Source organism: Streptomyces lomondensis, assembly GCF_014651035.1.
GTDB classification, from domain to species: domain Bacteria; phylum Actinomycetota; class Actinomycetes; order Streptomycetales; family Streptomycetaceae; genus Streptomyces; species Streptomyces lomondensis.
Map to the genome: position 1 here is coordinate 395212 of NZ_BMWC01000004.1, position 13640 is coordinate 408851.

A 13640-nucleotide genomic window follows, 5' to 3' on the forward strand; every position below is an offset into this window, starting at 1 on the left:
TAAATGATCGGCCAAGCTACGGATCGTTTCATCGCCATGTCAAGACATGGCTGAAAGATTTCACCGAGGCCACACGGGGGCGGGAGAGGGCCGGGCGTGGGCCGGAGAAACGACAGCGGCCCCGACCGGATGGACCGGTCGGGGCCGTCTGACAGAAGGCGGGAGGTCAGTCGTTGCGCTCGGCGTGCTTCTTCTTGATGCGGGCCGCCTCCTTGCGGACCTCCGCCTGGGTGGCGCGCTCCCGCACCAGCCACTCGGGGCTCTCCTGCTTCAGCGTCTCGATCTGATCCGTGGTGAGGGGCTCGGTGACGCCCCCGCGGGCGAGACCCGCGATGGAGACGCCGAGCTTCGCCGCGACCACGGGGCGCGGGTGCGGGCCGTTGCGCCGCAGGTCCTGAAGCCACTGCGGCGGGTTCGCCCGGAGCTCGTCCAGCTCGGCGCGCGAGACGGCACCCTCCCGGAACTCGGCGGGTGTGGCCTCGATGTACACACCCAGCTTCTTCGCCGCGGTCGCGGGCTTCATCGTCTGGGTGCTCTGGTGCGACGTCATACCGTCCAGCGTATCGAGCGTGTGCACGACCGCTGACCACGACCGCTGACCACGGCCGGTAACCTGGCCAGGTGACAGGCTCGGAAGTTCCTCCCCCGTTCCGGCTCGTATACGTCCCCGGGGTGATGCCCGACAAGTGGGTGCGCATCTGGAACGAGCGGCACGACGTCCCGCTGACCCTCACTCAGGTGCCCGCCGGAGCGGCGGCCGGGCGGCTGCTGGGCGGGGACGCCGACGCGGGCCTCGTCCGGCTGCCCGTGGACCGCACGGTCTTCAGCGCCATCCCCCTCTACACCGAGCAGACCGTCGTCGTCGTGCCCCAGGACCACCTGGTCACGGCCGTCGACGAGGTGTCCCCCGAGGACCTGGCCGACGACATCGTGCTGCACCCCCTCGACGACGTCCTCGACTGGGAGACCCTGCCCGGACGGCCCGCCTTCGAACGCCCCGCCACGACGGCCGACGCCGTCGAACTGGTCGCGGCCGGCATCGGCGTCCTGATCGTCCCCCTGTCGCTGGCCCGCGTCCACCACCGCAAGGACCTCACCCACCGTCCCCTCACGGACGCCCCCGAGTCGAGTGTCGCCCTGGCGTGGCCCGAGGACGCGACGACGGACCAGGTGGAGGACTTCATCGGCATCGTCCGGGGCCGCACGGTCAACAGCACGCGGGGCCGCAAGCAGTCTCCGGCGCAGGAGAAGCCCGGGCGCGCGGACAAGGACGGGCCCCGGCGGAAACCGACGGCAGCCGGGCAGTCGGGCGGGAACCGGCGCGGGAGCGGTTCCGGCGGCTCCTCGAAGGGCGGCAGGCGGGGCAGGCCGCGCCGCCGGTCGTAGCGCTCAAGGACTGGCCCGGTCCCGCCGCCCTCGCTCACCCCGCCGTCGGAGTCGGCTGCGGCTGCCCGAAGGACGGGTTCGGAGCGACCGTCTGAAGATCCTTCAGTTCCTCGGGGATCGGCAGCACCCGCACCGGCGCACCCGCCTGCGGAGGCGGCGGCGTCGTCTGGTCCTGGGGCAGCTTGGCCGGGGCGGTGATCTGGAAGCTGACCTGCTCGTAGTTGATCAGACCGGTCTTCTCCAGCACCGAGATGTGGTCGAGCACGGTGTCGTTGGTCTGGTCGGCGAGCTCCCGCACCAGGCTGTTGCGGGTGGTCGCCCGGATCTTGGCGACCGTCGGGAAGATGCCCCCGTGCGCGACGCGCATGATGGTCACGGCCGTGGAGTCGAACTCCTTGCCGGTGCTGCCCTCCGCCGTCGCCACGAACTGCTGCTGCTGCGGCGACGCCTCGTTCGGCAGGGTGATGCCCAGGTCCTGGGAGATCTTGCGGCAGGTCGCGTCGAGCCGGCCGTGGCCCACGAGCAGGTGCTCACCGGCCTCCTTCATCGCCGGCGTCGTGCCCCGCTGGAGCACCAGTTGCCCCAGGGGGTACTCCCACAGGCCGGCCGCGCGCACCCGGACCACGAAGTCGCGGTCCGCCTCGGTCAGCGGCCCCCACTGGGTGTTGGCGATGATGCGGTCCTGGCCGGAAGCCGCGTTCTGCACGCCCATCATGCTCGGGTAGGCGAGCGCTGTGAGCGTCAGGATCATCGCACCGCCCACGAACGCGGTTCCTGCCGTGCTGCGCGAGATGCGCATCGTGCCTCCTGGGATATGAACGGCCCAACACCAAGAGGTACGGATGCCAGGGGCGAAACAATCACCTCTGCCGCAAAAAAGTTCGCGCACTCCCCAGGCCCGGTGCCGCAGGCCGCACGGCACCGGACCCGGACGCGGGTGCTCAGGGCTGGTACGAGGCCGCGCCCGCCGTGCTCACCACCTTGTCGCCGTCGGCCCTGCTCAGCAGCCCGGCCGTCACCCACGCGTCCACCGTGGACCGCACCCGCGCCACCAGCGCCCCCTTGTTCCGGAAGGGCGCCCCGGCCCAGATCTCGTCCAGGAGCGTGGTGCCGTCGGCCTTCGCCGGGTTGGCGACGCCCGAGTCCCTGCCACCGAAGACGACCTTCGGCTCCGCGCGGCGGAAGTACGCGTGCGTCGGATCCTCCGTCCCCTCGGAGAACGGCGCCCACTCCCGTCCGCCCAGCGTGAAGTGGAGCGGCTTGCCCGGCACCGGTGTCAGGGAGTGCGCCAGGTCGCCGGAGAGACCGGCGTTGCCGTACAGCCCGACCTTCAGCCACTCGGTGGACGCGTCACGGGCGACCAGGTTGACCGGGCCGTGGAAGAGGGTCTGGAGCGACGGGTCGTCGAGGGCCTTCTCCACCCGTGTCCGGAACGGCATGGCGATGCGGACGGTGTCGCCGGCCCGCCAGGTCCGGGACACCTCGAAGTAGCTCCCCGGCTTCGGAGTCCCGGACACAGCCCTCCCGTTGACGGTCACCCGGAACCCGGCGGTCGCCCACGACGGCACCCGCAGCCGCAGCGTGAAGGAGGCCCGGCTTCCCCCGAAGGTCAGCGTGCTGCCCTGCTCCTCCGGGAAGCGGGTGGTCTGGGTGACCGTGACGCCCTTCTCCGCCCAGGTCAGCGTGGACGGGCTGTACAGGTTGACGTACAGGGCGCTGCCGTCGGCCTTCGCGAAGTACACCGAGTCCTGGTACTTCGTGGCGCTCTCCATGCCGGTGCCCTCGCAGCAGGTGGTGCCTTGCTTGGGCGTGTAGTCCCGGACATGACCGGGCGTCAGCCCGATGAAGTACGTGACGAGCGGCTTCTCCGCGTCCGGCTTGTCCTGCTTCGAGCCGAGGACCTGGTTGTACAGGGCCCGCTCGTAGTAGTCCATGTACTTCGGGTCCTGCTCGTGGAAGAACAGGGTCCGGCTCAGCTTGAGCATGTTGTACGCGCAGCAGGTCTCGGCCGTGGTCGCGCTGATCGTGCCCGCGATCACGTCCCGGGCCTTCCAGAACTCTCCGGTGCTGGTGCCGCCGATGCCGTACATGCGGTGCGGTACGACCATGTCCCAGAAGTTCTTCGCCGACGTGAGGTAGCGCTCCTCGCGCGTCTCGTCGTACAGCCGCACATAGCCGGTGAAGATCGGGATGTGCTGGTTGGCGTGCAGCCCGTCGAGGATGTCGTTGTTCGCGGCGCACGCGTCGATCAGCCGGTCCAGGTCGAACAGCTTGGCCAGCGCGAGGTGTTCGGCCTTGCCGGTGATGGTGTGCAGGTCGCAGATCGCCTCGACGATGCCGCCGAACTCGCCGCTGGAGAAGATCCCCCACATGCGCTGGAGCGTGGACTCCGGCAGCTTGGACAGCCGCGAGTACATCCAGTCGCACATGCCGGACGCGAGATCGAGGGCCCGGGCGTCGCCCGTGGCGGTGTACGCGTCCAGCAGACCGCGGAGGATCTTGTGCGCGGTGTAGTACGGCGCCCACACCTTGGTGTAGTCGGGGGTGGTCCTCGACTCCAGTTCGATGAACTGCGTCTCCGGGTACGCCGCGAGGAACCCGGGGTGGCTGGGCCCGCCCCAGGTGCGGCGCAGGGTGGCGCTCAGGCCCCGGCCGGAGGCGTCCGCGAAGCTCCCGCCGGTCGTCTCGTCGAAGGCGTACGACGCCAGGTCGCCCCGGCCCGTCGAGGCGTCGGCGGCGCGGCGGCCCTGCAACTCGGTGATCTCGGCGGCGGTCAGGGCCCGCGAGAAGACGTTGAACTCCTCGAAGGCGCCCGCGAAGGCCGGGTCGGCCGAGTAGTTCGAGCGGCCGAGCCAGTTGTTCTTCAGCGTGCCGAGCGCCGCCGGGGTGAGGTTCATCGCGGTGTTCCGCGCGACGGCGGTGCCGTTGACGTAGAGGGTGCCGGTGCCGCCCGCGATCGTGACCGCCAGGTGGCTCCACTGGTTCAGCGGCAGCGGGGCCGTGCCGTTGAGGCCCTGCTCACCGCCGGGACCCGAGGTCGTGACGGCGAAGCGCGGCACCCCGGCCTGGTTGCGGGCGGCCAGGTACAGGTACCGGTTCGTGTCGTTGCCGAAGTCGAAGATCCGGGCCCAGTCGGCGTCGTGCGTGGGCTTCACCCAGACCGACAGGGTGACGGCCGAGGCCCCGCCGAGCACGGTGGCGGGCAGGTCGACGTACTGGTAGGAGCCCCGTACGTTCTCCGCCGCCGTCCCGAACCTGCCGGCGACGCTGAGCACCGCCGGATCACGCCGCAGCGCCGCGCGCACCTCGGTCAGCGCGCCGACCATGGTGCCGATCCGGTCGGCGAACACCTGCTCCTTCGTGCTGCGGTACGCCTGCGCCAGCATGGTCAGGAAGTGGCCGGGGTAGTGGCCCCGCAGGTTGCCGTTGGCCTCGCCGTCCAGCCCCTCCCAGCCGCCGGGCGCGACCGCGCCGCCCGTGGACAGGCCGGCGTTGGCGCGGAACACCTGGAGCAGCCGGTTCACGTCGTAGCCGCGGGCGTGATCCAGCATCAGTTTCCGCTTGTCCGCGAAGACGCCCCGGCCGAGGCGCACCTCCTCCAGCCCGAACGGCCGTACGGTCCAGGCGGACGGGGCGGCGGCCGCGGCGAGCGCCGCGGCGGCGGGGGCCGCCGTGGCCCGCCCGGTCGCCGTCCGGGAGAGCGCGGGTACGGCCGCGGCGAGGGTCGCGGCCTGGAGAAGGGATCGTCTGGAGAGGGGCCGTGCCATGTGTGTGCTCCTCCACGGGTCCACGTGCTCAATAATGTTCGGGATATCGAACCTTGTGCGAGTGATCGACCAGACCCTAGGGAGGGGACGGGGGAGCGTCAACGGGTCGGGAGAGGTGAGTTCAGGAAAGACCGGCCGAGCGCACCAGCCACTCGTACGCCGTCCGCGCCGTGAACTCCTTCTGGCCACCCGGCAGGAGCAGGCCGGCGGTGCTGAACTCCGGTGCGTCCGCCTGCGCCGGGACGTACGGGATCGCGATGCAGCGCATCCCCGCCGCGTGCGCGGCGGCCGCGCCCGGGGCGGCGTCCTCCAGTACCACGCAGTCCCCCGGGTCCGACCCGAGCCGGCGGGCCGCCTCCAGGAAGACGTCCGGGGCGGGCTTGCCGTGCGCGACCTCGTCGGCCGAGACGACGGTCCGCAGGCGGGTGTTCAGGCCCGTGCCGGCCAGGACCGCCTCGATGGCCTCGGGCGAGGAGCCGGAAGCCACGGCCATGGGGACGCCCTCGGCCGCCAGCAGCTCGACGAACTCGCGCATCTCGGGGTAGGCGCGCGTGGAGGCACGGGCGAGTTCGAGATAGCGGCGGTTCTTGGCGGTGAACAGCTCCTCCACGGAGGCCCGCAGGCCGTACCGCTCCTTCCAGTCCGCGACCGTCTCCTGCGTGCTGATGCCGACGTACCGCTCGTGGTCCGCCCAGCCGAAGTCGGTGACGCCGTGTTCGGCGAGGGTCCGCCGGCCCGCCTCGTAGTAGTTCGGCTCGCTGTCCACGAGCGTTCCGTCGAGATCGAAGATGACCGATATGCCGCCGAGATTGCTCATGGTGTCAGCATGTCAAAGACCAAGATCCAACGACCGGGAGGGGGTCAGGACCGGGCGGCGCGGCCGATCGACTCCACCAGCGGCAGCAGCCGGTGCGGGACCCGCTCGCGCAGGGCGACCTCCGTGCGGGTGCGGACGACCCCGGGCATGCTGATCAGCTTCTGGACGACGTCCTCCAGATGCGCGTTGTCCCGCGCCACGACCCGGGCCAGCAGATCCCCGCCGCCCGTGATCGAGAACGCCTCGACGATCTCCGGGACCGCCGCCAGTGCGTCGCCCACCTCGTCGAGATGGCCCTGGGTGACCTCGATGTGCACGAACGCGAGCACCGGATGCCCGAGCGCGGCGGGGGAGAGGGCCGGTGCCGCGCCCGTGATCACGCCCGCGCGCTCCAGGCGGTCGAGCCGCGCCTGGAGCGTGCCCCGGGCGACACCGAGGATCCGGGCGTACTCGCGCACGCTCGTGCGCGGCTGCTCCAGCAGCAGCCGCAGGATGCGGGTGTCGAGCTCGTCCACGGGCATGCCGCGCCCCTCCTCGTCCGTTGGCTCTGCCGCGGCCGCTCCGCAGCCGCTCTCGCTGTACCAATGGCCCAGTCTAGAAGGAGCCTGTTGAGCCAGTGGCGCCCGGGATGCTGATATGGATGCGTCGATGGCGCTGCGGACCCCGCGGCGCCTTTTTCATGTGTTCTCGTGCCGGGCGTCGAAGGGGGCGGTAAACAGTGCTGAAGAGGGTGTTCGTGGCTCCGGATCCGGGGCGCACGCGGTTGCGGTTCGGCGCGCGAGCCGTGCTCGGCGTCGCGCTCGCGGTCGCCGTGTGCGGTCTCGCCGGGCACTCCCTCACGGGGGCCGTCACCGGCGGTCTCGCCGCCCTGCTCGCCCTGTTCACCGTCACCGACGCCACGGTCCGCGGCCAGGCGGTCACCACCGCGCTGCTGCCCGCCGTCGGACTGCCCGTGCTCACCGCCGCCGCCGAACTGCACGACCACCCGGTGGCCCGGGACCTCGCCTTCCTCGCCGTGGTCGGCGCGGGTGTGTACGCGCGCCGCTGGGGACCGCGCGGCCACAGCCTCGGCGTGTTCGCGTTCATGACCTTCTTCGTGGCGCAGTTCCTGCACGCCACCACGGACCAGCTGCCCGAGCTGTACGCCGCGGTCCTGCTCTCCGTCCTCACCGCCGCCGCGGTGCGCTTCGGGCTGTGGTGCTACGAGCGCCGCCTGCCCCCGCCCGCCGTGCCCGCCCCGCCGGGCGGCACGGGCCTGGCCCGGGTGACCACCCGCCAGGCGATCCAGGCCACCGCCGGAGCGGGTTTCGCCCTCGTCGTCGGGCAGCTGGTCTCCGGGCAGCGCTGGTACTGGGCCGTCGGCGCCACCTGGTGGATCTTCGTCAACACCACCTCGCGCGGCGAGACCCTGGTCCGCGGCTTCCGGCGGCTGCTCGGCACGGTCATCGGCATCGCCCTCGGCCTCGTCGTCGCCCTGCCGGTCGACGGGGACCCGGCCGTCACGGCCGTCCTCGCCGCCGCCTGCGTCTTCGGCGTCTTCTACACGGCCGCCGTGTCCTACACCTGGATGATGCTGTGGGTCACCCTCCTCGCCGGGCTGCTCTACGGCCTCCTCGGCGTGCTCGGCCCCGGCCTGCTCGCCCTGCGGCTCGCCGAGACCGGCGTCGGGGCGCTCGGTGCCGCGCTGGCCGTGATCCTCGTCCTGCCCGTCACCACCCACAGCGTCACCGACGCCTGGATCCAGCGGGCCCTGCGCTGCGTCCACGCCTGCGCCGCCGAGACCGCCCGGCGCCTGGCCGGAGCCGCGGACGCAGACCCGGCCCCGCGGGTCGCCGAGCTGGAACAACTGCTCGCCCGGGTACGGCTCTCGGTCGCCCCGCTGGTGCACCCGCTGAACCCGATGCTCGGCCGCAAGCGGCGGGCCCGGCATGTGCTCGCCCTCCTCGACGACTGCGCCCGCGAGGTCCGCGGCCTGGTCGCCGTCGCCGCCGACCCGGAGGCCTCCCACGACGCCCGGCTGGCCACGGCCTGCCGGCGGGTGGAGGCCGCGGTCGAGGCGCTCACCGAGGGCGGGGACGTCCTGGTCCAGGCGGACGGCCCGTCCGCGACCGAACCGGTCCTGGCCCATCTGCACGGCCTGGAACGGGCCCTGGCCGAGCTAGCCCGGCCGCTGCGCACCCCCTCGGGCTCTCCGCTGGCCGGGGCCTGAGGCGGTCCCGCACGGCTGCCGCCGAGTGCGTGCGGTGGCGCCGGGGCGAGCCACGCCTCCCCGACTCCTTGACCCTTTGGTCTAGACCGCGCATGATCGGCTGCGCGGTCGTTCCGGGCGGCCCGGGGACGAGAGGGGACAGCGGTGGCGGACAACGGCAGGCGGCGGGCATTCATCGGGTCGTTCACGGCGGCCGGCGGCCCCGGCATCGTGACGGCGGAAGCCGACCCCGACAGCGGCGCGCTGACCGTCCTCGGCAGCGTCGAATCCGTCCTCGACCCGTCCTATCTGGCCCTCTCGCCCGACGGTGAGACGCTGTACGCGGTCAGTGAGACGGCCGAGGGCGCCGTGGCCGCGTACCGGGTGAGCGGGGACAGGCCCGAGCCGGCCGGGCCGCCCGTGCCGGTCGGCGGCAGCGGGCCGACGCACCTCAGCCTCTTCGACGGGCATCTCCTCACCGCCAACTACGGCTCCGGCAGCGTCACCGCCGTCCCCGTCCGCCCCGACGGCACCCTCGCGCGCTCGGTCTCCGGCGTGCTCCGGCACACCGGCGCGGGCCCGCACACTCCACGCCAGCAGGGGCCGCACGCCCACCAGGTGCAGCCCGACCCGAGCGGCCGCTGGGCCGTCAGCGTCGACCTCGGCACCGACTCGGTGCGGGTGTGCACGCTGACGGACGGCACCCTCGCCGTGCACCGGGAGACCGCCCTGCGGCCCGGCTCGGGCCCGCGTCACCTGGCCTTCCACCCGGGTGGCGGGCACGCGTACGTCGTCAACGAGCTCAGCCCGTCCATCACCGTCTGCCGCTGGGACGCGGCCGAAGGCGTGCTGACCCCGCTGGCCGAGACCCCGGTCCTGCCCGGCGCGCCGGCGGGCGACGCCTACCCGTCGGGCATCGCCGCCTCGCCCGACGGCCGCTTCGTGTGGACCGCGACCCGCGGCGACGACGTCCTGTCCGTCCTCGCCGTCGAGGGAGAGGGACTGCGGCTGGTCGCCACGGTGCCCTGCGGCGGCCACTGGCCGCGCGCCCTCACGGCCTCCGGCGGCTTCCTCTACGTCGCGAACGAACGCTCGGGTGACGTGACGTGGTTCGCCGCGGACCCGCACACGGGAATCCCACGGCGGGGCGGCTCGATCAGGGTGCCGGCGGCATCCTGCGTGGTCCTCGGCTGAACGGCCCCAAGGGGCGCGGGGCTGTGACATGTGCGGCTCCGCCGCGTGGGCGCGACCAGCCACAACGCACCCGCATCCGGCCGACAAACCAGACCCCGAACGGCGAAGGCCCGCTCCGAACACCGAAGCGGGCCTCCTGAGGAACGTCAGCGAACCGGCGCCCCCTGCGGCTGCTGCGGCGTGATGCCCAGCGCCGTCGTGTACTTGGCCAGGGCCAGCTTCCCGATCGCCGGGTAGGGCCCGAGCGACTCCGCGGCGGAGCACTCCGCCTCCTTCGCGGCCTCCTCGACCAGCCCCGGCTCGATCTCCGGGCCGATCAGATACGGCGCGAGGGCCAGCTGCTGCGAGCCCGAGGACCGCAGCTGCTCGGCGACGGACGCGATGGAGCCCTCCTGGTCCAGGGCCGCAGCCATCACCGGCACCGCGAGGCGCGCGGCGAGCAGCATGCCGGTGATCCCGGCCGCCTGCACGGCCTCGTCACCACCGACGGACGCCAGGATGATGCCGTCCGCGGCGGTCGCCACGGTGAACAGCCGGGCGCGGTCGGCGCGGGCCAGACCGGCCTCGGAGAGCCGCACGTGCAGCGCCTCGGCGAGCAGCGGGTGCGGACCGAGGACGTCGGTCAGCTCAGCGGCGACACGGCTCTCCATGAGGGCCTGGCGGACCTGGCGCAGCAGGGCGCTGTCCGGGCCGGCGAGCAGCGGCACGACGACGGCGACGGGGCCGTCGGGCATCTTGACGTCCATGCCGGCGGCCCGGGCCTGCTCGAAACGGGCCGTGCGCTCCTCGGCGGCGTGCACGAGCACGGCCTGGAGCGAGGGAAATTCCGCGTTGCCCCCGTCGAGGTACCCGATGCGGGCGTCGAGGCCGGGCAGCTCGGAGCGGGCGATGCTCACGACCTCCTCGGCGAGGCTGCGCGTGGCGCTACTGGGCGTCCCCGGCACGGCGAGGACGAGCGCGGGCGCGCCCTCGGGAGCAACCAGCGGCTCGGGACGGCGGTGCCGTCCGGGCTGGCGGGGGCGCGGCATTCGTACTGGCAGGCCATCCGCGGGCCCAGTGGGGGAACTCATGGCGCCGCATGTTACTGGCTTCTTGGGCTCCCCTGTTCGGGGAGGGGGCAGGTGAGCGGTATCCGTCCGGTTTTGTCTGATGAGTTACGTACGGATAAGTTGCGTACGGCTCGGGCGTGATCGGATCAATCACCCGACAGGGTGGTCACGGACAGCATCGCCGCGTCACCCGGCAGGGTGAGCGAACCGGTGCTCAGCTCTGCCGCCATGCGGACCGCGCCGTGCAGCGGGTCGCCCTCGGCCGGCACCCGCCGCGCCCGCGGCAGCCGCGTGGCCAGTTCCTCGTCCAGGGGCCCGAGGAGCGGGTCGCCCAGCTTGAACAGGCCGCCGGTGACGGCGACGCGGGGTTCACCGGCCGCGGGGCACACGGCCGCCGCGGAGTCGGCCAGGTGCCGGGCGGCGGCGCGCAGGATGCCCGTCGCCACGGGATCCGCGTCCGCGCAGGCGGCCACCCAGGGCGCGAAGGAGGCGAGCACGGCGGGCCGGTCCGGCCGTGGATACAGCGCGCCGGGCAGCCCCGCCACGGGCCCGAACATGTCCTCGGCGCACGCCAGCAACCGGGCCGAGCCGCCCTCCCGCCCGTCATGGGCCCGCAGCGCGGCCTCCAGGCCCGCCCGGCCGATCCAGGCGCCGCCGCCGCAGTCGCCGAGCAGATGCCCCCAGCCGTCCGCGCGGCGCCAGCCGGTCAGGTCCGTGCCGACCGCGATCAGTCCCGTACCACCGGCGATCACCGCGCCCGGCCGGGGCCCGAGGGCCCCCACGTACGCGGTCACCGCGTCGGCGGCCAGCGCGACCCTCCGCACCCCCAGCTCCCGGGCCAGGGCACCCGGCAGTTCGGCGCGCAGCGCGTCCCCCAGGGACGCGAGCCCGGCCGCGCCGACGACGGCGGCGGTCAGCGGCACCGGCCCGGCCTCGGCGGTCAACGCGCGGACCAGCGGCAGCAGTTGCGCCATGAAGTGCCCGGGGTCGAGGCCCCGCTCACCCGTGCGGACCGGTTCCCCGGACGCGCTCCGGGCCAGCGGCCCGCGCTCGGCGGTCCCCACGACCGCCCGGAGCCCGGACCCGCCGGAGTCCACGGCGAGGAACCCGGAGCCGCCCGACGCCCCGGTCACGGCAGGCGCCAGTCCACCGGTTGGCCGCCCTGGCGGATCAGCAGGTCGTTGGCCCGGCTGAACGGGCGGGAGCCGAAGAAGCCCCGGTCGGCCGACATGGGGGAGGGGTGGGCGGATTCGACGGAGGGCAGGTCGCCCAGCAGCGGGCGCAGATTGCGGGCGTCACGGCCCCACAGGATGGACACCAGCGGCTTGCCGCGCGCCGCCAGGGCCCGGATCGCCTGCTCCGTGACCTCCTCCCAGCCCTTGCCCCGGTGGGCGCCGGGCTTGCGCGGGGCCGTAGTGAGCGCCCTGTTGAGCAGGAGCACGCCCTGCTGGGTCCAGGGCGTGAGGTCACCGCTGGAGGGCTGGGGCAGCCCCAGGTCGGCGTTCAGCTCCCGGAAGATGTTGATGAGGCTGCCGGGCAGCGGCCGCACCTCGGGCGCGACCGAGAACGACAACCCCACCGCGTGCCCCGGGGTGGGGTACGGGTCCTGACCGACGATCAGGACGCGTACGTCGTCGAAGGGCTGCTGGAAGGCCCGCAGGACGTTCGGCCCGGCCGGGAGGTAGGTGCGTCCCGCGGCGATCTCCGCGCGGAGGAAGTCCCCCATCGCGGCGACGCGTTCGGCCACCGGTTCCAGGGCCTTCGCCCAGCCCGCTTCGACGATTTCATGCAAGGGTCGTGGTGCCACGCGCGTCACCCTACTGCCGTACGGGCAGCGGCCATCAACCGGTGGCCAAGGCCCGCACGCGAGCGCGTCCCAACACCCTCCCGCCCCCCTGCACCTTCCGCGCCTCAGCCGACGACCGCGGCCCGCACGCACAGCACGTCCGGCAGATGCGAGGCGAGCTGCTGCCAGCTGTCGCCGTCGTCCGCCGACGCGAACACCTCGCCGTTGCGGTTGCCGAAGTAGACGCCCGCCGGATCCGCGTCGTCCGTGCACATCGCGTCGCGCAGCACCGTGCCGTAGTGGTCCTCCTGGGGCAGCCCCGCCGAGAGCGGCTCCCAGGTCTTGCCCGCGTCCGCCGTCCGGTAGACGCGGCACCGGCGGTCGGCCGGGACCCGGTCGGCGTCGGCGTTGATCGGGAACAGGTACGCCGTGTCCCCTCGGTGCGGATGGGCCGCCACCGCGAAACCGAACGTGGACGGCAGGCCCTCGCCGATGTCCGTCCAGTGCGCGCCCGCGTCGTCGCTGCGGTACACGCCCCAGTGGTTCTGCAGGTAGAGCCGGTCCGGGTTCGCCGCGTCCCGTGCGATCTTGTGCACGCACTGGCCGAACTCCGGGTTCGGGTCGGGCAGGAACACCGCGGCGACCCCCGAGTTCGACGGCGCCCAGCTCGCGCCGCCGTCCCGCGTGCGGAACACGCCGGCGGTCGAGACGGCGACCGTGACCGCCTGCGGGTCGCGCGCGTCGGTGAGCACCGTGTGCAGTCCCTCACCGCCGCCGCCCGGCATCCACTTCGAGCGCGTCGGGTGCTCCCACAGGGGCCGGACGAGCTCGAACGTCTCCCCGCGGTCCTCCGAGCGGTACAGCGCGGCCGGTTCGGTGCCCGCGTACACCACGTCCGGCTCGGCGGCGGCCGGGTGCAGCTGCCACACCCGCTCCAGGGACGCCCCCGTGTCCTTGGGGAACTTGACGGCCGGGTGGGCCGGTTCGGTCCATGTCCGGCCCAGGTCGTCGGAGTGGAACACGGACGGGCCCCAGTGCGCGCTGTCGCCGCCGGCCAGCAGCCGCGGGGCCGCGGTGCGGGTGTCGATGGCGACCGAGTACACGGCCTGCGCGTTGAAGTAGGGACTCTCGTCGAACTCCCAGGCGCCGCCACCCCTGCGGCGCCCGATGAACAGGCCCTTGCGCGTGCCCACGGCGAGCATTACCTCGGTCATGCCGATCACCTCCGCGGCGTCCTCGTCGACGCCCTCGTCCCAGACACCGGCCAGTCTGCACCCCACCACTGACAGTGACCCCTGGAGCGGGCTCCGGAGCAGGTCAGGAGGGTGTCGGCGGGCGTCGGCACGGACCAGGGGACGCACGCGCGGCCCCCCGCCGACCAGGTGCGGTGAGCATCCAGTGGCCCTCTTCCGTATGGGGAGGGCGGCGGGATGGCCATGGGCTCGTGAGGAGG

At 73.3% G+C, this 13640-nt stretch carries 12 protein-coding genes; 3 read left to right on the forward strand and 9 right to left on the reverse strand.

What is annotated here, in order from left to right:
* Nucleotides 1-166: 166 nt before the first annotated feature.
* Nucleotides 167-550 (reverse strand): DUF5997 family protein, encoded by a 384-nt coding sequence (locus IE255_RS16920; RefSeq protein ID WP_190051089.1) that lies wholly within the window; start codon nt 548-550, stop codon nt 167-169.
* Nucleotides 551-621: 71 nt separating this feature from the next.
* Here IE255_RS16920 and IE255_RS16925 point away from each other — a divergent pair, with 71 nt between their 5' ends.
* Nucleotides 622-1386 (forward strand): LysR substrate-binding domain-containing protein, encoded by a 765-nt coding sequence (locus IE255_RS16925; protein WP_190051090.1) that lies wholly within the window; start codon nt 622-624, stop codon nt 1384-1386.
* Nucleotides 1387-1420: 34 nt separating this feature from the next.
* Here IE255_RS16925 and IE255_RS16930 read toward each other — a convergent pair whose 3' ends face one another.
* From IE255_RS16930 to IE255_RS16945, 4 genes are all read right to left on the reverse strand, one after another.
* Entirely contained in the window at nt 1421-2185 is a 765-nt protein-coding gene (locus IE255_RS16930) for a DUF4142 domain-containing protein (RefSeq protein ID WP_190051091.1), read from the reverse strand.
* Nucleotides 2186-2327: 142 nt separating this feature from the next.
* Nucleotides 2328-5153 carry a beta-L-arabinofuranosidase domain-containing protein gene (locus IE255_RS16935; RefSeq protein ID WP_190051092.1) on the reverse strand — a complete coding sequence of 942 codons (2826 nt, stop codon included), beginning with the start codon at nt 5151-5153 and terminating at the stop codon, nt 2328-2330.
* 121 nt (nt 5154-5274) lie between these two features.
* Nucleotides 5275-5970 (reverse strand): HAD family hydrolase, encoded by a 696-nt coding sequence (locus tag IE255_RS16940; RefSeq protein WP_190051093.1) that lies wholly within the window; start codon nt 5968-5970, stop codon nt 5275-5277.
* Between the two features lie 44 nt (nt 5971-6014).
* Entirely contained in the window at nt 6015-6491 is a 477-nt protein-coding gene (locus tag IE255_RS16945) for an Lrp/AsnC family transcriptional regulator (RefSeq protein WP_190051094.1), read from the reverse strand.
* A 197-nt stretch (nt 6492-6688) separates the two neighbouring features.
* On the opposite strand from IE255_RS16945, the gene IE255_RS16950 reads away from it, so the two are divergent.
* Together IE255_RS16950 and IE255_RS16955 are read left to right on the forward strand one after the other, a co-directional pair.
* A complete protein-coding gene (locus IE255_RS16950; protein ID WP_190051095.1) occupies nt 6689-8179 on the forward strand; it encodes an FUSC family protein in 1491 nt (496 codons plus the stop codon).
* A gap of 144 nt (nt 8180-8323) precedes the next feature.
* Entirely contained in the window at nt 8324-9352 is a 1029-nt protein-coding gene (locus IE255_RS16955) for a lactonase family protein (protein ID WP_190051096.1), read from the forward strand.
* Between the two features lie 146 nt (nt 9353-9498).
* Here the strand turns inward: IE255_RS16955 and IE255_RS16960 are convergent, their stop codons facing one another.
* The 4 genes from IE255_RS16960 to IE255_RS16975 form a co-directional block, all read right to left on the reverse strand.
* Nucleotides 9499-10422, reverse strand: a complete 924-nt coding sequence (locus tag IE255_RS16960; protein ID WP_190051097.1) for a sirohydrochlorin chelatase — start codon at nt 10420-10422, stop codon at nt 9499-9501.
* 125 nt (nt 10423-10547) lie between these two features.
* Nucleotides 10548-11534, reverse strand: coding sequence for an N-acetylglucosamine kinase (locus tag IE255_RS16965; RefSeq protein WP_190051098.1), 987 nt, complete (start codon nt 11532-11534; stop codon nt 10548-10550).
* A complete protein-coding gene (locus IE255_RS16970; RefSeq protein WP_031120513.1) occupies nt 11531-12208 on the reverse strand; it encodes a uracil-DNA glycosylase in 678 nt (225 codons plus the stop codon). Before IE255_RS16970 ends, IE255_RS16965 begins: the two co-directional genes overlap by 4 nt.
* A 104-nt stretch (nt 12209-12312) precedes the next feature.
* Nucleotides 12313-13470, reverse strand: a complete 1158-nt coding sequence (locus IE255_RS16975) for a WD40/YVTN/BNR-like repeat-containing protein (RefSeq protein ID WP_190051099.1) — start codon at nt 13468-13470, stop codon at nt 12313-12315.
* Nucleotides 13471-13640 lie beyond the last annotated feature (170 nt).

Bases quoted from the DNA above. Each gene is read 5' to 3' on its own strand.
- IE255_RS16935 (WP_190051092.1), bottom strand. From the start codon at position 5,153: ATGGCACGGCCCCTCTCCAGACGATCCCTTCTCCAGGCCGCGACCCTC.
- IE255_RS16920 (WP_190051089.1), bottom strand. From the start codon at position 550: ATGACGTCGCACCAGAGCACCCAGACGATGAAGCCCGCGACCGCGGCG.
- IE255_RS16945 (WP_190051094.1), bottom strand. From the start codon at position 6,491: ATGCCCGTGGACGAGCTCGACACCCGCATCCTGCGGCTGCTGCTGGAG.
- IE255_RS16960 (WP_190051097.1), bottom strand. From the start codon at position 10,422: ATGAGTTCCCCCACTGGGCCCGCGGATGGCCTGCCAGTACGAATGCCG.
- IE255_RS16930 (WP_190051091.1), bottom strand. From the start codon at position 2,185: ATGCGCATCTCGCGCAGCACGGCAGGAACCGCGTTCGTGGGCGGTGCG.
- IE255_RS16940 (WP_190051093.1), bottom strand. From the start codon at position 5,970: ATGAGCAATCTCGGCGGCATATCGGTCATCTTCGATCTCGACGGAACG.